This is a genomic window from Pseudomonas sp. GW821-FHT09D08 (assembly GCF_059416305.1).
This window is the reverse complement of record NZ_JBWKOX010000018.1, coordinates 80,787-107,062: the sequence shown is the minus strand read 5'-3', so window position 1 is coordinate 107,062 and position 26,276 is coordinate 80,787. Positions and strand designations below refer to the sequence as shown.

Below are 26,276 nucleotides of genomic sequence, written 5' to 3'. Positions count from 1 at the left end.
GAAAGCGGCAGATTATAGCTGTGACGCCGCCCGACTGACAGCGGTGAGGGGCGGATGGTCGAAATGAACTGTAAAAACCTGGGGTTCAGCCGTAATTAAGGTGGGAGTTGTTATTATTCCGTCACATTTAGCCGTATTAACCCCAGGCCACCATGCCCAGTTCTTCGCCCCAACTCCCCGCCAGCGCCCTGCCCGACAGCTTCTTCGACCGTGACGCGCAAATACTCGCGCGAGATTTGCTTGGAAAAGTCATCCGCCATCGCGTCGGCGATAGCTGGCTTTCGGCGCGAATTATTGAAACCGAAGCCTATTACGTGGCCGAAAAAGGCAGCCACGCCTCACTCGGCTACACAGAAAAGCGTAAGGCTTTGTTTCTGGATGGCGGGCATATCTATATGTACTACGCCCGTGGCGGCGATTCGCTGAACTTCAGCGCGCAGGGGCCGGGCAATGCCGTGCTGATCAAATCGGCCTATCCCTGGGTCGATGAGACCTCCGGGCCCGCCAGCCTGGCGCAGATGCTGCTGAACAACCCGAATGCCGACGGCAGCCCCCGCGCGTCGCAGAAGCTGTGTGCCGGCCAGACGTTGCTGTGCAAGGCGCTGGGCCTGAAGGTGCCGATGTGGGATGCCAAGCGCTTTGATCAAGAAGGGCTCTATGTCGAAGACGTCGGCCAGACACCGACACAGATCATCCAGACCACCCGCCTGGGCATCCCCAGCGGCCGTGACGAGCACTTGATGTACCGCTTCGTCGATGCTGGCTATGCGCCCTACTGCACGCGGAACCCGCTGCGCCGGGGCCAGGTCGAAGGCCGCGACTATTTCCTGATTTGAATCTGTGGCGATGGAGTAACGATTTATGGGCCAATGGCTCGATAGCATTACCGGCTGGCTGACCCTCAACCCGCAATGGCTGGCGGCGGCGGTGTTTATCGTCGCGTGCGTGGAATGCCTGGCCATTGCCGGGCTGATCGTGCCGGGCACGGTGCTGCTGTTTGCCATTGCGGCAATGGCTGGCAGCGGCGCCTTGTCCCTGAGTGAAACCCTGCTGCTGGGGTTCCTGGGAGGCTTGTTGGGCGACGGGGTTTCCTACTTCCTGGGCCGACACTTCCATCAGAACATCCGCCGCCTGCCCGGCCTGCGGCACCACCCGGAATGGATGAGCGGCGCGGAAACCTACTTCCACAAATACGGCATCGCCAGCCTGCTGGTGGGACGTTTCATCGGACCATTGCGGCCAATGCTGCCGATGGTGGCCGGGATGTGCGACATGCCGTTCCCGCGTTTCGCCCTGGTCAGCCTTCTGGCGGCAGCCGGTTGGTCGGTCGCCTACCTGCTACCAGGCTGGGCAACCGGCGCTGCGTTCCGCCTGCCATTGCCGGAAGGGTTCTGGCCTGAGGCGGGGGTTGTTACAGCCTGCCTGGCAGCCATGCTGGGACTGAGCCTGCACACCAGCGTGCGCGGCCATCGTCGCGCGACCTTGTGGATAGGGTGCGCCAGCCTGACATTATTGATCGCTCTGTTTATCGGCTATACCCACCTGGATGACTTTGACCAGGGCCTGAGCGCGCTGGTACAGGAACATCGCAGCCCCTGGCTGGACCACACCATGGTGATGGTGACCCAACTGGGTGAGTTCAAGAAAATGTTCTTCGCCAGCGCCGTATTCACCGGGTTGCTGCTAGTCGCGCGGCAATGGCGTCATGCCGTGTTTGTCGGTGCAACACTGGCCGGGGCGGCGGTGATCAATACCGGGACCAAACTGTTTTTCGCCCGTGGCCGCCCGGAAATCCTCACCGACCCATTGACCAGCTTCAGCATGCCCAGCGGCCACGCCTCCGGTGCGTTTGCGTTTTTTCTGGCGTTGGCGGTGCTGGCCGGTCGCGGACAACCCACGCGCCTGCGCCTGACCTGGATGTTGCTGGGCTGTATTCCTGCGGCCTTCATCGCACTGTCACGGGTCTACCTCGGCGCCCATTGGCCCACCGACATCCTGGCTGGCACGCTGCTGGCAATGACTGTGTGCGCATTCAGCCTTACCGTCTGCCAGTACCGCAGCCCACTGCCGCCGATGCCGCAGAAGGCCTGGTGGCTGGTATTACCCGCGGTGGTGGCGGTGCTCGGTTTCATTGCCTTTACCGGCACCCCCCACGCGCTGCTCAGGTATGCCTATTGACCCTGGGCCGGACCGAGCCAGTCAACGGGTGCGGAGCGGCGTTCAATACACCGCTCGCGTCGTTCCAGCAACATCTCATCCGCTATTTCCGCGGCGCGTTCAGCGATGTATTCCGGACCGCGCTTGGCGTCCAACCGCAGCAATTGCACGGCAATATTGCCAAAAAAAGCGTCCCAGGCTGCCTGCTCCGATTGCGCTAGCCGAATCATGCTCATCCCCGATCATTGTTGAGTGATCGGCGACTATTTCAGCCCTCGCACCGGGAGCAGCGAAGAAACGTCTGAACGTGGTGCAGGACTGATCCGAAACTCAGGTGAACAACTCCCCCTGAAGCTCATCGAGCAGCATCTGGATCGCATCCAGCCGCTGCTGCGGGTCGTCGAGTTGCAGCAGGTCGATCTTGTCGGCCTCAGTGAACGGCAAGAGATAAGCCAGTTGATTGCCCAAGGCTTGCTGGCCATCGGCGTGAGTGCCCATGTCCAGCGACGCGACCATCGGGTGTTCGGCCAGGGCCTGGAGCAAGGCCAGCAGGTCGGCATCCTCTTCTTCCAGCGCCTGGTCCGGCAGTTCTTCCAGCCATTGCACCTCGGCCACCAGCAGCTGGTCCTTCTGCACGCCGGCGTCTCGCACGCGGAAGCGCCGCCCGCCTTCGACGCGAATCCCCAGCAGGCCGTTGTCCTGCTGCTTGAAGTCGCGAATCAACGCTTCGCAGCCGATCAAGGCATAGCCATCCGGGGCCATGCCCACCTCCTTGCCATCGAGGATGCACACCACGCCGAAGCTTTCGCCCTTTTTCATGCAGCGGCTGATCATGTCCAGGTAGCGCGCCTCGAACAGTTGCAGGTCGAGGGTGCAGCCAGGGAACAGCACAGTATTGAGGGGGAACAGCGCCAGACTCATAAAGGCTTCCTTAAACCCGGTTTAAACAATCACTGACACGGCCAGCGGCAGGAATACCGCTGTGGCTACGCCCATCAGACTCATGGCCAGCGCCGCAAAGGCGCCACACTCTTCGCTTTCCTGCAGGGCCACCGAGGTGCCGACGGCGTGGGCAGTCATGCCCAGCGCCATACCGCGCGCCTCGGGACTGTGCACCCCAAGACGCGAGAGTAACGCCGGGCCAACCATCGCGCCCACCACCCCGGTAATCAGCACAAACACCGCCGCCAAGGCTGCCACACCGCCGATCTGTTCGGCCACCAGCATGGCAATCGGCGAGGTCACCGACTTCGGTGCCATGGTCATCAACATCCTGTGTTCGGCGCCGAACCACCAGCCCAGCAGTACGCACAGGCCGGTGGCCAACACGCCGCCTATCACCAGCGTAGTAAAAATCGGCCAGAACAATTGCCGAATCCGCCGCAGGTTCAGATAGAGCGGCACCGCCAGGGCCACCGTCGCCGGGCCCAGCAGGATCCCCATGATCTCCGTGCTCTTGCGGTACTCGGCGTAGCTCAGGCCGCACGTGAGCAACACGCCGATCACCAGCAGCATGGAGACCAGCACCGGTTGCAGGAAAATCCAGCGGGTTTTCTCGAAACCCGCCAGCACCAGCTGATAGGCGCCCAGGGTGATCCCGATACCGAACAGCGGGTGATGAATCACCGCCGTCCAGGCGCCGTGCCAGTCGAAGATCATTGATCCTGCTCCTTGCGCTTGACCATGCGCTCCATCAACAGCCCGACAAAGCCCATGGCGATCACCAGCGACAACACCAGTGCACCGACGATGGCCCAGAAATCGGCGGCAATATCCCTGGCATACACCATCACCCCCACCGCCGGCGGCACCAGCAGCAACGGCAAGTAGCGCAGCAGGCTGCTGGCCGCCAGGCTCAGGGGCTCGCCGACTTCGCCACGCCACACCAGGTAACCGAGCATCAACAGCAGGCCGATGATCGGCCCCGGCAGTACCGGCAGCAGCAAATGATTGATCGCCGTGCCGATCAATTGAAACAGCACCAGCCATGTCAGACCACGTAACAGCATCCGTCCTCTCCCCCCTCAAGACCCGCCCGCATTATAAGCATGCCCGCCCTATGCTCCGGCATTCGCCAAAAGCATGGTGGGTTGACCGGGCTGGTTGGCCATGATGATCTACATTGGTTCTCTGTACCCCATAACAACAGCACCGATGAACCAAGGAGAGACGCAATGCCCTATGTACCCGTAGCGCAGCTCAAAGATTATGTCGGCAAGGAACTGGGACGTTCCGAATGGCTCACCATCGACCAGGCACGTATCAACCTGTTCGCCGAGGCCACTGGCGATCATCAGTTCATCCACGTCGACCCGGTCAAGGCCGCGCAAACCCCGTTCGGCAGCACCATTGCCCACGGTTTCCTGTCGCTGTCGCTGATGCCCAAGCTGATGGAAGATATCCTGATCGTGCCCGAAGGCCTGAAGATGGCCGTCAACTATGGCCTGGACAGCGTGCGCTTTATCCAGCCGGTGAAAGTCAATTCCAAGGTGCGCCTGAACGTGACGCTCACCGACGTCACCGAGAAAAAGCCCGGCCAATGGCTGCTCAAGGCCACCGCCACCCTGGAAATCGATGGCCAGGAAAAACCCGCTTACGTCGCCGAGTCGTTGTCGCTCTACTTCGTGTAAGCCCATCCCTGTGGCGAGCCACTGAAACTCGCCACAGGGTATGTAAATTTATGTATGAATCTCGCAGCTGCGGCATACTCGGCGCTCAATTATCCGGATCCCGCTATGCGCCCACTCGCTCCCCTTGCCCTTGCCCTGTTGCTCACCGCTTGCGGAGACGGCGAATCGCTGTTGCCGCCCGATGCGCGCCTGCCCGATGGCGGTCGTTACCGGGGCGATGTGGTCAATGGTCTGCTGCAAGGCCAGGGCCGCGTGGATTATCCCAACGGCAGCTGGTACGCCGGGCAGTTCGACAAAGGCCAGTGGCACGGCCAGGGCGAATGGCATGGCAGCAACGGCGAAGTCTATAAAGGCCAGTTCCAGCAAGGTCTGTTCGATGGCCAGGGCAGCCTGACCACGGCCGGCAGCCACTATGTGGGCGGGTTCAAGAACGGTCGGCGCAACGGCGAAGGCACCCTCAAAGAAGGGCAGATGACCTATCGCGGCGAATTCAAGGACGACCAGTATTCCGGCCTCGGCCGCCTGGAACTGGCGGATGGCAGCCAGTATCAGGGCCAGTTCGCCCACGGCAAGCCGAACGGTGAAGGCCAGCGCAATGACGACAGCGGCAACCAATTCAGCGGCCACTTCGTCGACGGCCAGTTGGAGGGCAACGGTACATTCAACAGCGCCGACGGCGACATCTATGTCGGCCAGTTCAAACAGAACCAGCTCAACGGCAAGGGCCGTTATGAAAACGCCGATGGCGACGTGTGGATCGGCCAGTTCAAGGAAGGCGCCCTGAGCGGCAAGGGCGAGCTGATCGGCGTGGATGGCAGCCACTACGTCGGCCAGTTCAGCGACTGGCGCTTTACCGGCGAAGGCCGCCTGAACCTGACTGACGGCAGCTTCTATATCGGCGGCTTCGACAGCGACAACTATCAAGGCCGCGGCACCCTGGTACTCACCGACGGCACCGTGCAGGCCGGTACCTGGGTCAACGGCATGCGCGTGCGTGATGCCGACGGCAAGCTGTTGCCCGACCCGCTGGAAATCGGCGTACTGGCTCAGGGCCGCCTGCTGGACACCGCCCTCGCCGCCGTGCCCGCCTCCACCTCGGCCGTGGAGCTGTACACCCTGGCCGTGGCCGGCGACGGTAAACAAAGCGTGTTCCTGCGCGAAGCCGATTACGTCAGCAATATGCTCGCCACCCGCTTCGGCGCCCGTGGGCAGATCCGCCTGGTCAACCACCGCGACCATATCGCCGACCGACCACTGGCCACCCGCGAAAGCCTGCGCCGGGCCGTGCAGACCCTGGCCGAGCGCACCGGCCCGGAAGACCTGGTGTTTATCTACATGACCAGCCACGGCACCCACGAACACGAACTGGTGCTGGACCAACCGCGCATGGAGCTGGCCGACCTGCCCGCCGATGAACTGGCCGCCGTGCTCGCGCCGCTGAAAAACCGCGACAAGATCGTGGTGATTTCAGCCTGCTACTCCGGCGGCTTCATCCCGGCGCTCAAAGACGAACGCACCCTGATCATGACCGCCTCGCGTGCCGACCGCGTGTCCTTCGGCTGTTCCGAAGAGGCCGACTTCACCTACTTCGGCGACGCCCTCTTCGCCCAAGCCTTCAACCAGACCGACGATTTGCAGCAAGCCTTCAAGCTGGCGCAGCTGCATGTGAGCGAACGCGAACAGGCAGACAACTTCGAAGCATCCGAACCGCAGATCTGGGCCCCCAAAGGCGTGATCGCCCATTGGCAATTATTACGCAAACAGCAGGCACGAAAGGCGCTGGAAAGCGTCTCAATGAATAGCAAGGAAGCCAAAGGCAACTAAGCTGTAACGTGTAACGAGGGGGAAACACCATGTACCTGACACCTCAGCATATCCTGCTCGCTGGCGCCTCTGGCCTGACCGGCGAACACCTGCTCGACCGCCTGCTCAACGAACCCACCGTGACCCGCGTGCTGGCGCCCAGCCGCAAGCCGCTGGCCGAGCATCCGCACTTGGAAAACCCGGTGGGCGACCCGGCGGTGTTCCTGCCGCAACTGAGCGGCCAGGTGGATATTGCCTTCTGCTGCCTGGGTACCACCATCAAGAAAGCCGGTTCGGAAGAAGCTTTTCGTGCCGTCGACCTGGATATGGTCGTGGCCTTTGCCAAGCGCGCGCGGGAGATGGGCGCGCGGCACCTGATCGTGATCAGTGCGATTGGCGCCGACCCGAAATCCTCGGTGTTCTACAACCGGGTCAAAGGGGAAATGGAACAGGCACTCAAGGCCCAGGACTGGCCGCAACTGACCATCGTGCGGCCTTCGTTGCTGCTGGGGGAACGGCTGGAGCCCCGCTTGGCCGAGCAACTGGCCGGGCCGCTGTCACGGTTGATTCCGGGGAAATACCACGGCATTGAAGTCTGCGAACTGGCCCGGGCCATGTGGCGCCTGGCGCTGGAAGAGCAGGATGGGGTGCGGGTGGTGGAGTCGGACGAACTGCGCAAGCTCGGTAAGTAAGGCCTCCCACATTAGTTTTGTGGTGCCCAGGTCAGCGCTAGAGCCCGCCCGTGGCGTTAAATCCCACACCGAGCACCGTCAACACTGACAGCGGCAATAAAAGCGTGTCGAGCAACGCGCTGGCCGGCAGGTCGACGCCGGGATAGCTGGGCGCCTCGGCACCGAACCGGTCCTTGGCGCAGCAACCTCCGTTCATTGCATACAAATCCAATCGCGTGCCGGCATACACCACCGGCGCGCCGGGCTGCGCGGCGTCCAGGGTCCGCGCGGTGGCGCAGCCGGCCAGTTGCAGCGCCAGTATCACCAACAGCGCCTTATTCATCGCTGCTCAAATGGTGTTCGCCCCAACGCGGCAGCATGTCCTGGGGGATATTCAACAGATTGAGAATGCGCGCCACCACGAAATCCACCAGGTCATCGATGGTCTGCGGCTGGTGATAGAAGCCGGGCGACGCCGGCAGGATGGTCACCCCCAGGTTCGACAGCTTGAGCATGTGCTCCAGATGAATGCTCGAGTACGGCGCCTCGCGCGGCACGAGGATCAACTGGCGACGCTCCTTCAACGTCACGTCGGCGGCGCGTTCGATCAGGTTGTTGCAAGCGCCGGTAGCAATCGCCGACAGCGTACCGGTGGAACACGGCACCACGACCATTGCCGCCGGCGCACCGGAGCCCGAAGCCACCGGCGACATCCAGTCTTCCTTGCCGTAGACCTTGATCTGTCCCGCCGCCGCACCGGTGTACTCGGTGAGGAAGGCTTGCATCATCTGCACCTTGGCTGGCAGCGCGACATCAGTCTCGGTGGCCATCACCAACTGCGCGGCCTTGGAGATCAGAAAGTGCACCTCACGGTCTTCACGCACCAGGCAATCGAGCAGGCGCAAGCCATAGGGCGCGCCGGATGCGCCGGTCATCGCCAGGGTGACGCGCTCCGGGCCACTCATTTCAGGGCCTCGGCCAGTTTGCCGTGCAAGCCGCCGAAGCCGCCGTTGCTCATCACCACCACATGGGTGCCAGGCTTGGCCTGGTGCTTGACGAACGCAATGATGCCCTCGATGGAGTCACAGACTTTCGACGGCACCGTGCACTGCGCCGCAATCGCCGGCAGGTCCCAGCCCAGGTTGGCCGGGGCATACCACACCACCTGGTCGGCATCGTTAACGCTTTCCGGCAGGCCGTCGCGGTGTGCGCCGAGCTTCATGGAGTTTGAGCGCGGCTCGACAATCGCAATGATCGGGGCATCGCCAACGCGTTTGCGCAGGCCGTCGAGGGTGGTGGCAATGGCCGTCGGGTGGTGGGCAAAGTCGTCGTAGATGGTAATCCCATTCACGTCGGCGACCTTTTCCATACGGCGCTTCACGCTCTTGAATGCGCTCAATGCAGCAATGCCCATGGAAGGCACCACGCCCACATGCCGCGCGGCCGCCAGGGTGACCAAGGCATTGGCGACGTTGTGCTGTCCAGTCATGTCCCATTCGACGATGCCTTGCGCCTCGCCGTCAAACAGCACTTCAAACCGGGAACCGTCTTCACTGAGCAACTTGACCTGCCATTGCCCACCCGCACCGGTGGTTTGCACCGGGGTCCAGCAGCCCATCTCGATCACGCGTTGCAAGGCCGGCTCGGTGGTCGGGTGGATGACCAGGCCTTCGCTCGGAATGGTGCGTACCAAATGGTGGAACTGCCGCTCGATGGCCGCCAGGTCGGGGAAGATGTCAGCGTGATCGAACTCAAGGTTGTTGAGGATCGCCGTGCGCGGGCGGTAGTGGACGAATTTGGAGCGCTTGTCGAAAAACGCACTGTCGTACTCGTCGGCTTCGATCACGAAGAACGGCGTATCACCCAGGCGCGCCGACACCGAGAAGTTCTGCGGCACGCCGCCGATCAAGAAGCCCGGGCTCATGCCCGCGTGTTCCAGCACCCAGGCGAGCATGCTGCTGGTGGTGGTCTTGCCGTGGGTGCCGGCAACGGCCAATACCCAGCGACCTTGCAGCACATGGTCGGCCAGCCACTGTGGGCCGGACACGTAAGGCAAGCCTTTGTTGAGCACGTATTCGACCGCCGGATTGCCCCGGGACATGGCATTGCCGATCACCACCAGGTCCGGCACCGGGTCGAATTGCGCCGGGTCGTAACCCTGGGTCAGCTCAATGCCCTGGGCCTCGAGTTGCGTGCTCATGGGTGGGTAAACATTGGCATCGGAGCCCGTTACGTGATGGCCCAGTTCTTTGGCCAGAACCGCCATCGAACCCATGAAGGTGCCGCAAATACCAAGAATATGAATGTGCATAGTCGACCTCGTAAACATCGAGGCAGGTTAGCGCAGGGGGGCGAAAATCGCACTCTTTAGCTGTAGGACCGATCTATGGAGCCGCCCGTGCAATGCCGTGCCGGCGCAGCTTTCTATACAGCGTGTTACGGCTGACACCCAGCTGCTCCGCCGTATGGGTCATGTGCCAGCGTTGTTGCTCCAGGGCCGTGAGCAGGGCGAGTCGCTCGGCGTCGCCCAGGGGCGACTCTGCAAGCCTGGCCTCGGCCACTGCTTGCGGCCGTGCCTGGCGAATCAACGCGGGCAAATCCTCAAGGCCGACCCGCCCGTCGTCGCACAGCGCCGCCAGCGTACGCAACACCGTGCGCAGTTGCCGGACGTTGCCGGGCCAGGGGTAGGTCAGCAGCGCCGAGCGCGCCGCCGGGTCGAGTTGTAGACTCTGCCCGCCCGCCTCCTGCGCCAGCAGGAAATCCAGCAACTGAGGCTTATCGCTGCGTTCACGCAACGCTGGCAAACCGACTTCCAGGCCGTTGAGGCGGTAATACAGGTCTTCCCGAAAACTTCCGTCCTGCACGCGCTCCAGCAAATTCCGGTGAGTCGCGCTGATAATTCTGACATCAACCGCCTGGGGCTCACCGCCGATGGGCACCACCATGCGGTCCTCCAGCACCCTTAACAGGCGCGTCTGCAGCGCCAACGGCATATCGCCGATTTCATCGAGGAACAGCGTACCGCCGTCGGCCTGCTGCAACTTGCCCTGCATGCCGTCCTTGCGCGCGCCGGTAAAGCTGCCGCCGCGATAGCCGAACAGCTCGCTTTCGATCAGGCTTTCCGGGATGGCTGCGCAGTTGAGGGCAACGAACGCCTTGTCGGCACGCTGGCTGGCGTGATGCACCGCCTTGGCGAAGGCCTCTTTGCCGGAACCGGTTTCGCCGTTGATCAGCAAGGGTACATCGCGCTCGAATACCCGCAGCGCTTTGCGGAAGTCACTCTGCAGCGCCGGGTCGCCCAGGCAGATACTGGCCAGGCGCACGGGCTCAGGCTTGGCGATGGGCGCGGGCACACTGCGCGATTGACCACGCAAGGCCGCGAACAAGTGCCGGCCATCCCGCGTGCGCAATGGCCAACTGGCGGTGGCATTGGCACTGGCGCGACCGAGCAGTTGGTCCAGGGAACACTCGAACAACGCCTCCACCGGTTGCCCCAGCAACCCGCCACGCACCTGCCCCAGCAGGTTGAGTGCGCTCTGGTTGACGGCACATATCCGCCCTTCGCCGTCAAACGCCAACAACCCTTCGCTGAACAGGCCCACCGACTCGGCCTGCAGGTGAAAGCGCAGCAGCCAATGGTTTTCGAAGTGACGCAGGAAGTAGCAACTCTCGATCATCTTCGCCGACAGGTTGACCAGCGCCATGGTGTGGAACTGGCTCTGGCGCGACACCTCCTCCCGGGCCGACGACACGTCCAGCACCGCCAAAAGGTCGCCGTGGGGGTCGAACACCGGGCTCGCCGAACAGGTCAGCCCGGTGTGGCGCCCACGAAAATGTTCATCGCGATGAATGGTCAACGACTGGCGTTCCACCAGGCAGGTGCCGATGCCGTTGGTGCCCTCGCACGCTTCGCTCCAATCGGCACCGAGCCACAACCCGGCGCGTTCGAAAATCTTGCGCTCGGACGGCGCCGTGACACAGTTGAGGATCACCCCACGGGCATCGGTCAGCAGCACCGCATGGCCCGCGCCCGACAGCTGCTGGTGCAGGCTGTTCATCTCGCTGCCGGCGATATGCAGCACCTGTTGCAGGCGCTCGCGGCTTTCCAGCAGACGGCCGTGCTCAAGCACCGTAGGGGCGATGGTCTGGGCAGGATCGAGGTGGTAGTCCTCCAGGCAGCGCAGCCAGGATCGGGCGATGGACGGGTCACTCGACGGGTCGCGCCCACGGGCCACAGTGAGGACTTGCTGGGCATGGCGACTGAAATGATCGTTGTGCATGTTCTTATTATTCTCCCTGCGTGAGAGCCCCCAGCATCCCCCAGGCACCCAGCCAATGCAATCCCGGACCGACTCGCCGGTCACGGTCTGTACCGTTTATGGCACAAACTGTCACAGCGCCTGTACCACCCGTGTCACAGCAATGCCTTGCAACAAACCCCAAGCCCTTGATTTTCCTGGCCTGCAAAGCAGTGGCCCAACCTTTGCTCTACGCTTTATCAAGCGCTTGCGCGCTGCACTCCAATAAACATAAAAGCCAGGAGATACCCACCATGCGTTACGCACACCCCGGTACTGAAGGCGCGATCGTTTCGTTCAAGGCCAAGTACGGCAACTACATTGGTGGCGAATTCGTTGCCCCGGTCGATGGCAACTATTTCACCAACACCTCGCCGGTCAACGGGAAGCCTATCGCCGAATTCCCGCGCTCCACTGCCAAAGACATCGACAAGGCGCTGGACGCCGCCCACGCTGCCGCTGACGCCTGGGGCAAGACCTCGGCCCAGGACCGCTCGCTGGTGCTGCTGAAAATCGCCGACCGCATCGAACAGAACCTCGAACTGCTGGCCATCACCGAAACCTGGGACAACGGCAAGGCCGTGCGTGAAACCCTCAACGCCGACATCCCCCTGGCCGCCGACCACTTCCGCTACTTCGCCGGTTGCATACGCGCCCAGGAAGGCACCAGCGCCGAGATCAACGAACACACCGCGTCCTATCACTTCCACGAGCCGCTGGGCGTGGTCGGCCAGATCATCCCGTGGAACTTCCCGCTGCTGATGGCCGCGTGGAAACTCGCCCCGGCCCTGGCCGCCGGCAACTGCGTGGTGCTCAAGCCTGCCGAGCAAACACCGCTGGGCATCAACGTGCTGCTGGAAGTCATCGGCGACCTGCTGCCACCGGGCGTGCTGAACGTGGTGCACGGCTTCGGCAAGGAAGCCGGCGAAGCCCTGGCCACCAGCAAGCGTATCGCCAAGATCGCCTTCACCGGCTCCACCCCGGTGGGCTCGCACATCATGCATGCGGCGGCCGAGAACATCATTCCGTCGACCGTCGAGCTGGGCGGCAAGTCGCCGAACATCTTCTTCGCCGACATCATGAAGGCCGAACCGTCGTTCATCGAAAAAGCCGCCGAAGGCCTGGTGCTGGCGTTCTTCAACCAGGGCGAAGTGTGCACCTGCCCATCCCGTGCGCTGGTGGAAGAGTCCATCTACGACGACTTCATGAAAGTGGTGATGAAGAAAGTCGAGCAGATCAAGCGCGGCGACCCGCTGGACACCGACACCATGGTCGGCGCCCAGGCGTCCGAGCAGCAGTTCGACAAGATCCTGTCCTACCTGGAAATTGCCAAGGGCGAAGGCGCGCAATTGCTCACCGGCGGCAAGGTCGAGCAGCTCACCGGCGATATGGCTGGCGGCTATTACATCCAGCCGACCCTGCTCAAGGGCACCAATGAAATGCGCGTGTTCCAGGAAGAAATCTTCGGCCCGGTGGTGAGCATCACCACCTTCAAGGACGAAGCCGAAGCCCTGGCGATTGCCAACGACACCGAGTTCGGCCTGGGCGCCGGTGTGTGGACCCGCGACATTAACCGCGCCTACCGCATGGGCCGCGCGATCAAGGCGGGCCGCGTGTGGACCAACTGCTACCACCTGTACCCGGCGCATGCCGCGTTTGGCGGTTACAAGAAGTCCGGCGTGGGCCGTGAGACCCACAAGATGATGCTGGATCACTACCAGCAGACCAAGAACCTGCTGGTGAGCTACGACATTAATCCGTTGGGCTTCTTCTAACTAACCCCTCCCACAGTTGAAATGCACTCAAATGTGGGAGGGGCTTGCCCTCTCCCACACTTAGCTCTCCACAAGTACTTGCCAATTGCATTCGGCACACAGAGGCCGAGTTAAAAAACAATAACAATGAAAGGTACTTTCCCATGCCTAGCGAACCGACTGGATCTTCTGTCGACTTCGAAAAAGTCGACTCCCAATACTTCCAACAACGCGAACTGAAAAAAGGCGCCGCCGGCTGGGTCCTGCTGGTTGGCCTTGGCGTTGCCTACGTCATCTCCGGCGACTACGCCGGCTGGAACTTCGGCCTGGCCCAGGGTGGCTGGGGCGGGATGTTCCTCGCCACATTGCTGATGGCCACCATGTACCTGTGCATGTGCTTTTCCCTGGCCGAACTGTCTTCCATGATCCCCACCGCCGGCGGTGGCTACGGTTTTGCCCGCAGTGCCTTCGGGCCCTGGGGCGGGTTCCTGACGGGCACCGCCATCCTGATCGAATATGCCATCGCCCCCGCCGCCATCGCGGTGTTTATCGGCGCCTATTGCGAGTCGCTGTTCGGCATCGGCGGCTGGATGATTTACCTGGCGTTCTACATCATCTTTATCGGCATCCATATCTTTGGCGTCGGCGAAGCCTTGAAGCTGATGTTCGTGATCACCGCCATCGCCGCGATTGCGCTGGGCGTGTTCCTGGTGTCGATGGTGCCGCACTTCAATGTCGCCAACCTGCTGGATATTCCGGTGACCGAGGCCAAGGGCGCCAGCACCTTCCTGCCATTCGGCTATGTCGGCGTGTGGGCGGCGATCCCCTATGCGATCTGGTTTTTCCTCGCCGTAGAGGGCGTGCCCCTGGCCGCCGAAGAAACCAAGAACCCCAAGCGCGACCTGCCCCGGGGCCTGATCGGCGCCATTGTGGTGCTGACCAGCTTTGCCCTGTTGATCCTGGTGATCGCACCGGGCGGCGCGGGCACCTATGCGCTGGTCAAATCCGGCAACCCGCTGGTGGAAGCGCTGGCGCTGTCCTATGGCGGTTCGACCTGGATGGGCAGTTTCGTCAACCTGGTCGGCCTGGCCGGCTTGATCGCCAGCTTTTTCTCGATTATCTACGCCTATTCGCGGCAGATCTTCGCCTTGTCCCGTGCCGGCTACTTGCCGCGCAAACTGTCCCAGACCAATAAGAGCAAGGCCCCGGTACTGGCGCTGGTGATCCCCGGGATTATCGGCTTCGGCCTGTCGCTGACCGGCCAGGGGGACTTGTTGATCCTGGTGGCGGTGTTTGGCGCGACCATTTCCTACGTGCTGATGATGGCCGCGCACATCACCCTGCGCATCCGTCGCCCCAAAATGGACCGTCCTTATCGCACGCCAGGCGGCATCTTCACCTCCGGTGTCGCCCTGGTACTGGCCTGCGTGGCCGTGGTGGCGGGTTTTCTGGTGGATCCACGGGTGGTGATTGGCGCTGCGATCATCTATGGAGTATTAATTGCTTACTTTGCTTTCTACAGCCGGCATCACTTGGTAGCAGGCACGCCCGAAGAAGAATTCGCCGCGATCCAGGCCGCAGAGGCCGCCTTGCACTAACTGCCGTAAACCTCGACGCGGGTTCCTCTCCTGCCCGCGTCGTCAAGGAGACACTGTATGGCAAGCTTTTCCCACGCGGTCGGTGCACAGACCTACCGCTTCGACAGCCTCAAGGACGTGATGGCCAAGGCCAGTCCCGCCCGCTCCGGGGACTTCCTCGCCGGCGTTGCCGCGCAGAACGACGGTGAGCGGGTGGCGGCACAAATGGCCTTGGCCAATATTCCGCTCAAGCACTTCCTCGAAGAAGCGCTGATCCCCTATGAAAGCGATGAAGTCACGCGGCTGATCATCGACACCCACGACAAGCAGGCTTTCGCCGTGGTCAGCCACCTGACCGTCGGCGGCCTGCGCGACTGGCTGCTCAGCGACGCCGCCGATGAACAATCCCTACGCGCATTGGCGCCGGGGCTGACACCGGAAATGGCCGCGGCCGTGTCCAAGATCATGCGCGTGCAGGACCTGGTCCTGGTGGCGCAGAAGATCCGAGTGGTTACCCGGTTTCGCGGCACCCTGGGCCTGCGTGGGCGCCTGTCGACCCGCCTGCAACCCAACCACCCGACCGACGAACCGGCGGGCATCGCTGCGAGCATTCTCGATGGCCTGCTTTACGGCAACGGCGACGCCATGATCGGCATCAACCCGGCCACCGACAGCATCGCCTCGATCTGCGCCATGCTGGAGATGCTCGACGCAATCATCCAGCGCTACGAAATCCCCACCCAGGCCTGTGTGCTGACCCACGTCACCACGTCCATCGAAGCCATCAACCGCGGCGTGCCGCTGGACCTGGTGTTCCAGTCGATTGCCGGCACCGAGGCGGCCAATGCCAGTTTCGGCATCAGCCTGAGCGTACTGCAGGAAGGTTACGAGGCGGGTTTGAGCCTGAACCGGGGCACCTTGGGCCAGAACCTGATGTATTTCGAAACCGGCCAGGGCAGTGCCTTGTCGGCCAACGCGCACTTTGGCGTCGACCAGCAAACCTGCGAAACCCGCGCCTATGCGGTGGCCCGGCATTTCAAGCCGTTTCTGGTCAACACCGTGGTCGGCTTTATCGGCCCCGAGTACCTGTACAACGGCAAGCAGATCATCCGCGCCGGCCTTGAAGACCACTTCTGCGGCAAGCTGCTGGGCGTGCCCATGGGCTGCGACATCTGCTACACCAACCACGCCGAAGCCGACCAGGACGACATGGACACCCTGCTGACCCTGTTGGGTGTTGCCGGGATCAACTTCATCATGGGCATCCCCGGCTCCGACGACATCATGCTCAACTACCAGACCACCTCGTTCCACGACGCCTTGTACGCTCGCCAGACATTGGGTTTAAAGCCGGCGCCGGAGTTTGAACAGTGGCTGGCCAAAATGGGCATCTTTACGCAAGCCGACGGCAAGGTGCGCTTCGGCAACAGCCTGCCACCGGCGTTTCGCCACGCCCTGGCGCAATTGGGATGAAGGAGCCGCCTGTGCAACTCGACCTGCCTGAAAACCCGTGGCTGGAACTGCGCCGCCTGACCCCGGCGCGAATTGCCCTGGGCCGCACCGGCACCAGCATTCCCACCAACGCCCAACTTGATTTCCAATTTGCCCACGCCCAGGCACGGGACGCGGTGCACCTGCCCTTCGACCACGGCGGCCTGAGCAGTCAACTGGCCGAACGTGGGCGCGATAGCCTGTTGCTGCACAGTGCCGCAACCGACCGGCACAGCTACCTGCAACGTCCGGATCTGGGGCGGCGCCTGAGTGACGAGTCGGCCCAGCGCCTGCGGGATTACGCGGCTGCGCATCCGGGCGGCATGGACCTGGCAGTCGTGGTGGCGGACGGTCTGTCGGCGCTGGCAGTGCATAAACATACGCTGCCATTTCTGACGCGCATGGAAGAACAGACCCACGCCGAAGGGTGGTCCTTGTCGCCGGTGATCCTGGTGGAGCAGGGCCGCGTGGCAGTGGCCGACGAAATCGGGCAACTGCTCGGCGCCAAGATGGTGGTGATCCTTATCGGTGAACGGCCGGGGCTCAGTTCGCCGGATAGCTTGGGCCTGTACTTCACCTACAACCCCAAGGTCGGCCTCACCGATGCCTATCGCAACTGCATCTCCAATGTACGTTTGGAAGGACTGAGCTATGGCATGGCGGCCCATCGCCTGCTGTACTTGATGCGAGAGGCGTGTCGCCGGCAGCTGTCGGGGGTCAACCTGAAAGACGAGGCGCAGGTTCAGACCCTTGAATCCGACGACCCGGACCTGATGAAGGGCAATTTCCTGCTCAGCCCACCCACCGACTGATCCCGGCACGATTGCGCTTTTTCGCGCCTTTAGGCAGCATCAAGTCACGGCCGCTCGTGTGGTCATACCCCATTTGGAAGTTGAGGCCTGGCATGCGGATTACTCAAGCGACCCTGGAACACCTGGACCTGTTGACCCCGTTGTTCGTCAAGTACCGCGAGTTCTACGGGGCCCTGCCCTTTCCGGATTCGTCACGGGCCTTCCTGGAAAAGCGCCTGCGCCGCAAGGAGTCGGTGATCTACCTGGCCCTCGCCGATGACGACGACAAACGCGTGCTCGGGTTTTGCCAGCTTTACCCGAGCTTTTCCTCGCTGTCGCTTAAACGCGTGTGGATCCTCAACGACATCTATGTGGCCGAAGACGCGCGCCGGCAACTGGTGGCGGATAACCTGATGCGCACGGCGAAGAAAATGGCCAAGGAAACCCACGCGGTGCGGCTGCGGGTATCGACCAGCAGTGATAACCAAGTGGCGCAGAAGACGTACGAGTCCATCGGGTTTCGTGAAGACACCGAGTTCAAGAACTACACCTTGCCGATCAGCGAAGACTGACGCCCTGACACCATGGACACCTTGTGGGAGGGGGCTTGCCCCCGATGGCGGCTAGTCAGTCAGACTATTTATAACTGACCCACCGCTTTCGCGAGCAAGCCCGCTCCCACATTGAATTTCTGGCGATCTTCAGACCTCACGCCACGACATCCCCCGCTACAAAACCAACAGGCTTTTCACCTCTCAATCCGTATAATGCGGACCTTTCAGGGTTGTAAGAAACACTACATACACGTGTAGCCTTATTACCCGAGCTTCCGCACAGGCCTGCCGAGTCGGGCCGTTCACACAGGTGCCATCCATGGATTTCAACCCGCTCGACCTTATCCTGCATCTCGACGTGTACCTCGACATGCTGGTAACCAATTATGGTCCGTGGATATACGCCATTCTGTTCCTGGTCATCTTTTGCGAAACCGGCCTGGTGGTCATGCCGTTCCTGCCGGGTGATTCGCTGCTGTTTATCGCCGGTGCGGTCGCTGCAGGCGGCGGCATGGACCCGGTATTGTTGGGCGGGCTGCTGATGCTGGCGGCAATCCTCGGCGACAGTACCAATTACGTGATCGGGCGAACGGCGGGAGAACGCCTGTTCAGCAACCCGAACTCGAAAATCTTCCGCCGCGACTACCTGCAAAAAACCCACGACTTCTACGACAGGCACGGCGGCAAGACCGTGACCCTGGCGCGCTTCCTGCCGATCCTGCGCACCTTTGCGCCGTTCGTCGCCGGCATCGCGAAAATGCCCTATGCACGGTTCTTCGGTTTCAGCGTGCTGGGCACCATCCTCTGGGTCGGCGGCCTGGTGACCCTGGGCTACTTCTTCGGCAACGTGCCATTTATCAAGAAAAACCTCTCGCTGCTGGTGGTGTTCATCATCCTGCTGTCGCTGGTGCCGATGATCATTGGCGTGTTCCGCAGCCGCTTTGGTCGCACGTCTTCAGAAGCCAAGCCGCAGTAACCTGGCATGTGGTCCCTCAGCGCCTGGCGGCGCCGGCGCCTGCTGGCCAAGCACCCGATTGCCGATGACACCTGGCAGCGGGTGCGCGACCACCTGACCTTCCTCGACGGCATCAGTGCCGAGCAGGACCAGTGGCTGCGCGAAGCCTGCGTGGTGTTCCTCGCCGAAAAACACCTCACCGCCCTGCCCGGCGTCGAGCTGCACCAGGAACAACGCCTGCTGCTCGCCGCCCAGGCGCAATTGCCGCTGATGAACCTGGGCGACCTCGACTGGTACCAGGGTTTCCATGAAATCGTGCTGTACCCCGACGACTTCCTCAGCCCCCAGCGCCATCGCGACAGCAGCGGCATCGAACACGAGTGGGACGGCGAACACAGCGGCGAGGCCTGGCAGCAAGGCCCGGTGATTCTTGCCTGGCCCGGCGTGCTCGCCAGCGGTCAGTGGGAAGGCTACAACCTGGTGATCCACGAACTGGCCCACAAGCTGGACATGCTCAACGGCGACGCCAACGGCCTGCCGCCGCTGCACCACGACATGCGCGTGCAGGAGTGGGCCAGCGTGATGCAGGGTGCTTATGACGACCTCAATCGCCAGCTGGACGCCAACCCCGACGCCGAGACGGAGATAGACCCGTACGCGGCGGAAAACCCGGCGGAGTTCTTTGCGGTCACCAGCGAATATTTTTTCAGCGCCCCGGATTTACTCGTCAATAGTTATCCACAGGTGTACGCCCAACTCAGCCGCTTTTATCGCCAGGATCCCTTGGCCCGCCTGACCCGACTGCAAGCGCACGACCCGCGTTATCAGCCGCAAGGCGAATGACCGTACGACGTCTGGCGCATGGCATCGCCGTCAGAATATGCCTATAATCGCCGCCACTTTTAGGCCAATCCGGCCATGTCATATGGCCAACTACGGGGGCAACGCCCAATGAGCTACAGCAAGATTCCGGCTGGCAAAGACCTGCCGAACGACATCTACGTCGCCATCGAGATTCCGGCCAACCACGCGCCGATCAAATACGAAATCGACAAAGACAGCGACTGCCTGTTCGTTGACCGTTTCATGGCCACCCCGATGTTCTACCCGGCCAACTACGGTTTTATCCCGAACACCCTGGCCGACGACGGCGACCCCCTCGACGTGCTGGTCGTAACCCCTTACCCGGTTACCCCAGGCTCGGTCATCCGCGCTCGCCCAGTCGGCATCCTGAACATGACCGACGACGGCGGTGGCGATGCCAAAGTGATCGCCGTGCCACACGACAAGCTGTCCCAGCTGTACGTGGACGTGAAGGAATACACCGACCTGCCGCCACTGCTGCTGGAACAGATCAAGCACTTCTTCGAGAACTACAAAGACCTCGAAAAAGGCAAATGGGTGAAGATCGACGGTTGGGGCAACGCAGACGCCGCCCGCGCCGAAATCATGAAGTCGGTCGCTGCCTACAAAGGCTGATACCGGCTACTCATTGCCTCGGCAATTGAAAAAGCCCCGATTACTCGGGGCTTTTTTTGTGGGAAAAATTAAACTCAAAGTTCAACACCTTAAAAACTTAGTTTAATTCAACTTAAAATCCGAAGTAACGAGCTACAACTAAGCAAAAACCTACAGACCCAACTCAACGCATGGTTTATTTGATGTATTTTTCCGGCCAGTAAACTCTGCGTTTATGAATACATCAGGTGATCGCTTAAAAGCGCTATTACGGGAAGTTCATCTTTCCGCTTCCGACTTCGCCAAGAACCGTGGTGTCACACCTCAACACGTGAACAACTGGTTCAAACGCGGTGTACCCATGGGCCGACTCAACGAGATCGCAGAACTGCTGTGCATCTCCAGCCGTTGGCTACGCACCGGCGAAGGCCCCAAACACCCACCGGCCAACTTCCTGCTGGAAGGCCCCGGCACCAGGAAAGGACTCCTCACCCGCGAAGAAACTGGCAAATACCTCACAGGCCCCGCCTGCCGCCCGGAAAAAATCGACGTGGAAATCCCCCTCCACCCCACCTTCACCTCAACCGAACGCATCCGCGTCTCCCTGCACACCCTCGAAACCCTCAACGTCAACCCCGACCGCGCGCTGGGCGCCTACATGGTCGACAACAGCATGATCGACATCATCCAACAAGGCGCCACCCTCGCCATCGACAAAGGCCGCACCCAAATCATCGACGGCGAAATCTACGCCGTCGAACACGATGGAATGCTACGCATCAAATACCTCTACAACCGCCCAGGGGGTGGCTTGCGCATGCGCAGCCACAATGCTGGCGAACACCCGGATGAATACCTGACCCACGAGCAACGGTTTGAGCAGAACTTCCAGATCGTGGGGTGGGTGTTCTGGTGGTCCACGTTGAATAACCGCCGACCGCCGGTGCCGCTGGATGAGCATTTATTGGGCTGGGAAGGCTCTAAATCGGATCCGGAGGTGGGCAACTGAAGTGAATGTGGGTATCATGCGCCGCACATTTGGCAGGGGGGTTGCGTTGCGCGATCCACCCTGCTCGGCGATGCGGAGGATTTCCCGCGGATGCCCCTACTATTCAGCCCGACGCAATGTGGGCTGAGCGATTTGAAGGCTGCTGAGGTTTGTCAAAAACAAGCTGAGGCAGTCCCCGAGAAGCCGGCCACAAGCCGGCTTTTTAATGCTCACAAGAACCACAAACCAAATTTATCCAACAGCTGTTGGATCATTGAATAGCCAAAGCGGGCGAGACTATCGCCTCGCCTGTCTCTCAGCGGCATTATCTATGCTGCATGCCTCTAGAGCACGATCCGCCACCAACTGCGTCATGTCTACAATAAAGGCAATACGGTCACCCGAGGCGCACCATCGATTCAATGCGCACTGAGAGATCAGCCCTGCTGACCCCTTAAGCTCCAGCCTCAATCCAATATCAAATGCGGCAAAAACCGGCTCGAATCCTTGGTAATCAAACTATTATCCTCCCGCACCCCAATCCCCGCCGCCTGGTCCCCAATCACCCAAGACCCAATCAACGTGTAGCTGTCCCCGAACCGCGGCAGCGGTGCGAACTCCTGAAGAATAAACGGCGCATCCGTATAAGGACCGTCCTCCTTCACGATCAGCCCATCAGCCGTTTGCAACTCGATGTTCGCCCCTTCCCGCGAGAAGAACGGCTTGCGCACCCAGCCCTTCGGCACAGCTTTACCCGGTTCGGTATCCAGGTGGGCCGCGAGCAGATTCGGGTGGCCTTTGTTGAATTCCCACAGCAGCGGCAGGATGCCTTTGTTGGAAATGATGGATTTCCACGCAGGTTCGAAAAACTGGGTGTCGCTCTCGGCAATCGCGGCGCCGAAGGGTTCGTGGAAGATGAATTCCCAGGCGTGCAGTTTGAACAGGTGGGGAATCCAGCGGTCCTGGAGATCGACGAAGCGGCCTTCGCTGGTGAGGCCGATGTCTTCGATGTCGATGTGGCGTGATTCGATGCCGACTTTTTCCGCGACGAGGCGCAGGTAGTCGGTGGTGCCTTTGTCTTCGACCGAGTCTTTCATCGAGGCGAAGTAGAACGGCTGGTTGATCTGCAGTTGGGCGAAGGCCTGGTGCAGTTTGGTGTCGATGCTGTTGAACTGGTCGGCATGCTTGGGCAGCAGGCCGCGTTCGATGCATTGCTCGAGCCAGCCCCACTGAAATGCCGCGGCCTCGTAGAGGCTGGTCGGTGTGTCGTAGTTGAGTTCCAGCAGCTTGGCGGGGCCGGTGCCGTTGTAGGAGAAGTCCATGCGCCCGTACAGGTGTGGGTGGCCTTCGAGCCATGAGGTTTTGATCATGTCGAAGAAGGGCGCGGGGATGCTCAAGCGTTCGAGCAGTTCTTCGCTCTGGACCACGCGGGCGACGAGGTCCATGCACATGTCATGGATCTCGGTGGTCGGGTCTTCGAGGTCGTGCTCGATTTGCTTGAGCGTGAACTGGTAATACGCGCGCTCGTCCCAGTAGGGTTCGTTGTCGATGGTATGGAACAGAAAGCCGAGGTTTTCAGCCGTCTGTTTCCAGTCATGACGTTCTGCACAATGGATTTTCTTCATGGCCCGGTTTCCTTAACTGCTCGATCCGCCACCGCCCCAGCCGCTGCGTGCGCTGGCCTTGCTGCCGAAGCCGCCACGGGAGGTGGCCGACGCCACGGAGCTCGACTGGTTGGAGGAGCGCAGCGTGTTGGTGTAGTTGCTGCTGCCGTACCGGGCCTGGTTGGAGCGGCCAAACGTCGCGCCATTGGAGACGCGCTGGTTGAGCGTGGAGTTGCCGTAGTTACCGCGATCATCGCGATAGCGGTACACCGGCTCGGAGCGGTAGCTGTTGCGATTGTTGCTCAGCATATTGCCGATGAGCAGGCCGGTCAGCAGGCTGCTGGTGGAGAAGCCGGAGCCGCCGCTTGCCTGAGCGTTGCCCGCCTGGGCGTTGGCCGCGTCTACCTGGGATTGTGTCACCTGGCCTTCGGCGGTCAGTTCGAAACCGCCCAGCTTGGGAATGAACTGGCCATTGGAGTCCAGCTGGCACCAACCGGCGACAAAGTCGGCATCGCAATCGGCCTGGCTGGCGTACACCGGGGCGATGCGGCGATGCTCGGCCATGGCCGTCATGTAGGCATCCGAACAGACGTCCACCGGAAGCTTTTCATCGGCACATTGCTGCACCGACTGGAAGTTGTACTTCTTCTGCAAATCGTAGGTTTTTTCCGTCGGCCCGCAGCCGGATATCGCCATGGCGACCGACGCTGCCAGCGAAAGCTGGACGTACTTGCTTCGTTTCATCGGGAGCTCCGTGCGCAATCAGTTCTGGGTAGGTGTCATGCAGGCGGCATTCAACATGCCGACGCTGATGGCCACCGCCGCCACGTAGATGCCCGCTGCAAGCTCGCCTCTCTTGATGCGCTCGGAAGTGCCCTTGAGCACGAGGCTGGTGAGCAGAAACGCCAGGAGCTGGACGACGGCTGCGATCACCGCCCAGACGACGAAGTCGAGGACGCTGATCGAATAGGCAATCACGTTGCTGGCCGGAATGGCGAAACCGACGATGGCACCGCCCAGGGCGACCGCTGCGGAAACGTTGCCCGCCCGGATCAGCTCGAATTCCTTGTGCGGGGTGACGCGGGTGTAGATGAACTGGAACAGCGCAAACAGTACGGCAGCCCCCAGGATGTAGGTGACAAACCCGAGCACGGCGGCTTTGTTCAGGGAGATGGAGAGAGCTTCTAGCATGGACTTCTTCCTTTTTTAGATCGCATTCAAGTCGGTTGTGTACAGCGAAATGCCCAGGGAGGTGCTCAGGCTGACGGTGCCTTCAGCGTCTTCTTCGACAGAGAACAGCAGAAACTCGCGGCGATCGGTCAGGCCGGTGTCACGGGCATATAGCATCGAACGGTGCTCGACGCTGTAGGAGTCCTCGGGGTTTATCACGTGCTCGCTCATGGCCACCAATTCCGTCTGGCCAGCCTCGCTGCCCCACACGCGCGCGTATTCGACGCCGTTGTGGGTGTAGGTCGGCAACCCGATCGGACTCTGCGGCCCCGCCAGCCGGCGCAATTCAGCTTCGCTGCTGATAGTGACGCAGCTCAGGTAGTTGAACAGGATCACAGACTCGACCTGCCCGGCGATGTCGCCCGTGGTGTGCACCTGCAGCCAGTAATCTTCGTCGTTCATGTAGTAGCGCGACAGCCAGGTCGACTGCCCGAGGTCAACGGTGCCGTTACTCCAGATTTCCTGGGCGCCGGGGATAACCACTGTGGTTTTCCCGTCGAGCAACAACTTCAGGGTCGTGTCGAATATCACGCCTTTGCCCGGCGCCAGGCCAAGCGGCCCGGTGGTCGGCAGCGGTTCGGCGGCGCCTTTCGAGTGTGTATTCGCTTGCGGGGCCTCAAGCCCCATTAACTGTTTAAACCATCCCATTGGAGATTTCCTTGAGGCGGGTGGAGGCAATGTAGAAGAGTTCGCCGCCTTCAACGCGTGTGGCGCTGGGCGGGTTGATCGACGGTTGCGGCGCACCTTTGGCGCGATAGCCAATGAGGGTGGCGTTATGGCGCTCTTTCATCTGGGTGTACAGATCGCCAAACGTGGCTTCAAACGCCTCGGGCAATCTCATCAGGTATTGGGTAGCCCCCTGCCCCACACACAGCAGCTCATTAATGACCACCGACGAGCCCGGGTCCTGAGAGGCGCGCACCAGCATTTCGATAGCCATGCTTGAGGTGCACTCCAGGCTGGGGGCGTAGGAACTGGCCAGGGCGGCGATCTCACTTGCATTAAAGTGGGCGACCACGTGCCCGACCGGATTCAATTGATTCACCGCCAGCACGGTGGCCAGCGTCAGATCGTCGGACGGGGTTCGCACCAGCACACGCTCGGCACCGGGCACACCGGCACGCAGCAACAGCGCTGTGGAGGACAAGCTCTCACCACGGATAAAGGCCGCCTTGCCCGGCATCGGGTTTTCTTCGAGGGTGCAATCGCAGATGACGATCAGGTTGTCGTTCGAGGTTTCGTCTTGCAGCAACAACTCGATGACCCGTTCACTGGACGCGCCCTCCCAGCCAATGAGCACGGTATGGCCGATTTTGCCGGTGAAATCGCCTTTGCCCTTCATGCCTTTTCTCCATGCATCGATGACAGTGCTGGTGGTTTTGCCGATGGCTGCCGTCAGCAGCGCAATGCCCCCGAGCATGACCCAGGTCGCCACGAACAAGCGTCCCAAAGAGGTCTGCGGCGATAGATCGCCATAGCCGACGGTCAGCGTGGTGGTGAGATAGAAGTAAACAAACGTGGCGGGCGCGGTGAGGTGTTGTTCGCCCAGAACCACCAGGCCCAGATAAGCCGTGCTCAGGTGTACCGCCAAGGCGATGACCAGGCCTGCCCAGCCGAAGCGGTGAAAGAGGGAAGCGGCGTACCTGCGCAACAAAAGAAAAATCGGCATTGCGTCCCTGACTCCCTGGGTGCTCACGTGCGTTCAGCCGGCATTAAACCTGCTGCGTGGTTGAGAGAGAAGTACCTTGGCGGCAATAAATCCGGCGAAGGCACCAAACAGATGCCCTTCGAAGGAAACGCCTTGGCGAGGCAGGAAGCCAAGGACCAGTCCGCCATACAGTACCGCCACGACACCAGCCGTGATCAGGTTGCTCCAGCTCCTGTGGAACCAGGCGCGAGACAACAGGTAGGCCCACAACCCGAACACCCAGCCGCTGGCCCCGACGTGCACACCCGCAAAACCGAACAGCCAGACCAGCGAACCGCCCAGCAGGATGATGATCGCGCTGACGGTCACAAACCGATTGAGCCCTTCGATCATCACCAGGCTGCCCAGGATCACAAAGGCAATCAGGTTGGCGCTCAGGTGGGCAAACGACCCGTGCAAAAACGGTGAGGTGAGGATGCCGGGCAGGCCCTGCAGCGTTCTCGGGATCAGGCCGAACGTCATCAGGCTGTAACCGGTAGCGGCATTGAACAGTTGCAGCGCGACCATGAACAGCGCCAGGCCTGCGATTGTCTTGAAACCCTTCAGGGCATCCATCCTGACCTCGAGGTAAAAAAGAAGGGCAGACACTGCCCTTCCTGCGGCGACG

Annotated in this window: 28 protein-coding genes; 14 read left to right on the top strand and 14 right to left on the bottom strand. The window is 61.3% G+C overall.

Annotated elements, in window-relative coordinates; all coding sequences use genetic code 11:
* Nucleotides 1-152: 152 nt before the first annotated feature.
* Both AC07OP_RS24910 and AC07OP_RS24905 read left to right on the top strand, forming a co-directional pair.
* Nucleotides 153-836, top strand: a complete 684-nt coding sequence (locus tag AC07OP_RS24910; RefSeq protein ID WP_495102483.1) for a DNA-3-methyladenine glycosylase — start codon at nt 153-155, stop codon at nt 834-836.
* 25 nt (nt 837-861) lie between these two features.
* Entirely contained in the window at nt 862-2,178 is a 1,317-nt protein-coding gene (locus tag AC07OP_RS24905) for a bifunctional DedA family/phosphatase PAP2 family protein (RefSeq protein WP_495102484.1), read from the top strand.
* Here AC07OP_RS24905 and AC07OP_RS24900 read toward each other — a convergent pair.
* The 4 genes from AC07OP_RS24900 to AC07OP_RS24885 form a co-directional block, all read right to left on the bottom strand.
* Nucleotides 2,172-2,387, bottom strand: a complete 216-nt coding sequence (locus AC07OP_RS24900) for a hypothetical protein (protein ID WP_495102512.1) — start codon at nt 2,385-2,387, stop codon at nt 2,172-2,174. The two genes, AC07OP_RS24905 and AC07OP_RS24900, sit on opposite strands and share 7 nt — an antisense overlap.
* Before the next feature lie 100 nt (nt 2,388-2,487).
* Nucleotides 2,488-3,078 carry an LON peptidase substrate-binding domain-containing protein gene (locus AC07OP_RS24895; RefSeq protein ID WP_145336742.1) on the bottom strand — a complete coding sequence of 197 codons (591 nt, stop codon included), beginning with the start codon at nt 3,076-3,078 and terminating at the stop codon, nt 2,488-2,490.
* Between the two features lie 21 nt (nt 3,079-3,099).
* Nucleotides 3,100-3,816: an LrgB family protein gene (locus AC07OP_RS24890; protein WP_027605228.1), complete on the bottom strand. Its 717-nt coding sequence runs from the start codon at nt 3,814-3,816 to the stop codon at nt 3,100-3,102.
* On the bottom strand, nt 3,813-4,166 hold the full coding sequence (locus AC07OP_RS24885) for a CidA/LrgA family protein (protein WP_253492178.1): 354 nt from the start codon (nt 4,164-4,166) through the stop codon (nt 3,813-3,815). The genes AC07OP_RS24890 and AC07OP_RS24885 overlap by 4 nt, the downstream gene beginning before the upstream one ends.
* Before the next feature lie 165 nt (nt 4,167-4,331).
* Between AC07OP_RS24885 and AC07OP_RS24880 the strand changes: the two genes are divergently transcribed.
* The 3 genes from AC07OP_RS24880 to AC07OP_RS24870 all read left to right on the top strand — a co-directional run bounded on the left by AC07OP_RS24880 (nt 4,332) and on the right by AC07OP_RS24870 (nt 7,282).
* Nucleotides 4,332-4,787, top strand: a complete 456-nt coding sequence (locus tag AC07OP_RS24880; RefSeq protein WP_027605226.1) for a MaoC family dehydratase — start codon at nt 4,332-4,334, stop codon at nt 4,785-4,787.
* A gap of 105 nt (nt 4,788-4,892) precedes the next feature.
* Nucleotides 4,893-6,611, top strand: a complete 1,719-nt coding sequence (locus AC07OP_RS24875) for a C13 family peptidase (protein ID WP_027605225.1) — start codon at nt 4,893-4,895, stop codon at nt 6,609-6,611.
* Nucleotides 6,612-6,640: 29 nt separating this feature from the next.
* The gene (locus tag AC07OP_RS24870; RefSeq protein ID WP_027605224.1) at nt 6,641-7,282 is read left to right on the top strand and encodes an oxidoreductase; all 642 of its coding nucleotides are present in this window, start codon (nt 6,641-6,643) and stop codon (nt 7,280-7,282) included.
* 37 nt (nt 7,283-7,319) lie between these two features.
* Here the strand turns inward: AC07OP_RS24870 and AC07OP_RS24865 are convergent, their stop codons facing one another.
* From AC07OP_RS24865 to AC07OP_RS24850, 4 genes are all read right to left on the bottom strand, one after another.
* Nucleotides 7,320-7,604, bottom strand: coding sequence for a YceK/YidQ family lipoprotein (locus AC07OP_RS24865; protein WP_027605223.1), 285 nt, complete (start codon nt 7,602-7,604; stop codon nt 7,320-7,322).
* Nucleotides 7,597-8,226, bottom strand: coding sequence for a flavin prenyltransferase UbiX (gene ubiX, locus AC07OP_RS24860; RefSeq protein ID WP_027605222.1), 630 nt, complete (start codon nt 8,224-8,226; stop codon nt 7,597-7,599). The genes AC07OP_RS24865 and ubiX overlap by 8 nt, the downstream gene beginning before the upstream one ends.
* The gene (gene mpl / locus AC07OP_RS24855) at nt 8,223-9,572 is read right to left on the bottom strand and encodes a UDP-N-acetylmuramate:L-alanyl-gamma-D-glutamyl-meso-diaminopimelate ligase (RefSeq protein ID WP_495102485.1); all 1,350 of its coding nucleotides are present in this window, start codon (nt 9,570-9,572) and stop codon (nt 8,223-8,225) included. The genes ubiX and mpl overlap by 4 nt, the downstream gene beginning before the upstream one ends.
* Before the next feature lie 73 nt (nt 9,573-9,645).
* Nucleotides 9,646-11,541 (bottom strand): sigma-54-dependent Fis family transcriptional regulator, encoded by a 1,896-nt coding sequence (locus tag AC07OP_RS24850; protein WP_495102486.1) that lies wholly within the window; start codon nt 11,539-11,541, stop codon nt 9,646-9,648.
* 272 nt (nt 11,542-11,813) lie between these two features.
* Here AC07OP_RS24850 and exaC point away from each other — a divergent pair, with 272 nt between their 5' ends.
* The 9 genes from exaC (at nt 11,814) to AC07OP_RS24805 (ending at nt 21,148) form a co-directional block, all read left to right on the top strand.
* Complete coding sequence (exaC, locus tag AC07OP_RS24845; protein WP_027605219.1) at nt 11,814-13,334, top strand: acetaldehyde dehydrogenase ExaC; 1,521 nt, start codon at nt 11,814-11,816, stop codon at nt 13,332-13,334.
* 143 nt (nt 13,335-13,477) lie between these two features.
* Nucleotides 13,478-14,911: an ethanolamine permease gene (eat, locus tag AC07OP_RS24840; RefSeq protein ID WP_024077594.1), complete on the top strand. Its 1,434-nt coding sequence runs from the start codon at nt 13,478-13,480 to the stop codon at nt 14,909-14,911.
* Between the two features lie 57 nt (nt 14,912-14,968).
* A complete protein-coding gene (locus AC07OP_RS24835) occupies nt 14,969-16,363 on the top strand; it encodes an ethanolamine ammonia-lyase subunit EutB (protein WP_027605218.1) in 1,395 nt (464 codons plus the stop codon).
* The gene (gene eutC, locus AC07OP_RS24830; protein WP_065938376.1) at nt 16,360-17,193 is read left to right on the top strand and encodes an ethanolamine ammonia-lyase subunit EutC; all 834 of its coding nucleotides are present in this window, start codon (nt 16,360-16,362) and stop codon (nt 17,191-17,193) included. Before AC07OP_RS24835 ends, eutC begins: the two co-directional genes overlap by 4 nt.
* A gap of 92 nt (nt 17,194-17,285) precedes the next feature.
* On the top strand, nt 17,286-17,744 hold the full coding sequence (locus AC07OP_RS24825) for a GNAT family N-acetyltransferase (protein WP_027605216.1): 459 nt from the start codon (nt 17,286-17,288) through the stop codon (nt 17,742-17,744).
* A 301-nt stretch (nt 17,745-18,045) separates the two neighbouring features.
* Nucleotides 18,046-18,702 carry a DedA family protein gene (locus AC07OP_RS24820; protein WP_115487505.1) on the top strand — a complete coding sequence of 219 codons (657 nt, stop codon included), beginning with the start codon at nt 18,046-18,048 and terminating at the stop codon, nt 18,700-18,702.
* 6 nt (nt 18,703-18,708) lie between these two features.
* Nucleotides 18,709-19,524 (top strand): M90 family metallopeptidase, encoded by an 816-nt coding sequence (locus AC07OP_RS24815; RefSeq protein WP_092488456.1) that lies wholly within the window; start codon nt 18,709-18,711, stop codon nt 19,522-19,524.
* A 108-nt stretch (nt 19,525-19,632) separates the two neighbouring features.
* Entirely contained in the window at nt 19,633-20,160 is a 528-nt protein-coding gene (gene ppa / locus AC07OP_RS24810) for an inorganic diphosphatase (protein WP_003176323.1), read from the top strand.
* A gap of 214 nt (nt 20,161-20,374) precedes the next feature.
* Nucleotides 20,375-21,148 (top strand): LexA family transcriptional regulator, encoded by a 774-nt coding sequence (locus AC07OP_RS24805; protein ID WP_065938378.1) that lies wholly within the window; start codon nt 20,375-20,377, stop codon nt 21,146-21,148.
* Nucleotides 21,149-21,594: 446 nt separating this feature from the next.
* Here the strand turns inward: AC07OP_RS24805 and AC07OP_RS24800 are convergent, their stop codons facing one another.
* The 6 genes from AC07OP_RS24800 to AC07OP_RS24775 are packed head-to-tail and all read right to left on the bottom strand — an operon-like array spanning nt 21,595 to nt 26,224.
* On the bottom strand, nt 21,595-22,752 hold the full coding sequence (locus AC07OP_RS24800) for a glutathionylspermidine synthase family protein (protein WP_065924894.1): 1,158 nt from the start codon (nt 22,750-22,752) through the stop codon (nt 21,595-21,597).
* A 12-nt stretch (nt 22,753-22,764) separates the two neighbouring features.
* The gene (locus AC07OP_RS24795; protein WP_495102487.1) at nt 22,765-23,475 is read right to left on the bottom strand and encodes a DUF1190 domain-containing protein; all 711 of its coding nucleotides are present in this window, start codon (nt 23,473-23,475) and stop codon (nt 22,765-22,767) included.
* Between the two features lie 18 nt (nt 23,476-23,493).
* Nucleotides 23,494-23,922 (bottom strand): DUF350 domain-containing protein, encoded by a 429-nt coding sequence (locus AC07OP_RS24790; protein ID WP_115487500.1) that lies wholly within the window; start codon nt 23,920-23,922, stop codon nt 23,494-23,496.
* A 15-nt stretch (nt 23,923-23,937) separates the two neighbouring features.
* Nucleotides 23,938-24,609, bottom strand: coding sequence for a DUF2491 family protein (locus AC07OP_RS24785; RefSeq protein WP_495102488.1), 672 nt, complete (start codon nt 24,607-24,609; stop codon nt 23,938-23,940).
* Entirely contained in the window at nt 24,596-25,630 is a 1,035-nt protein-coding gene (locus AC07OP_RS24780) for an ion channel (RefSeq protein WP_092488452.1), read from the bottom strand. Before AC07OP_RS24780 ends, AC07OP_RS24785 begins: the two co-directional genes overlap by 14 nt.
* A gap of 33 nt (nt 25,631-25,663) precedes the next feature.
* Entirely contained in the window at nt 25,664-26,224 is a 561-nt protein-coding gene (locus AC07OP_RS24775) for a rhomboid family intramembrane serine protease (protein WP_495102489.1), read from the bottom strand.
* Between the last annotated feature and the right edge of the window lie 52 nt (nt 26,225-26,276).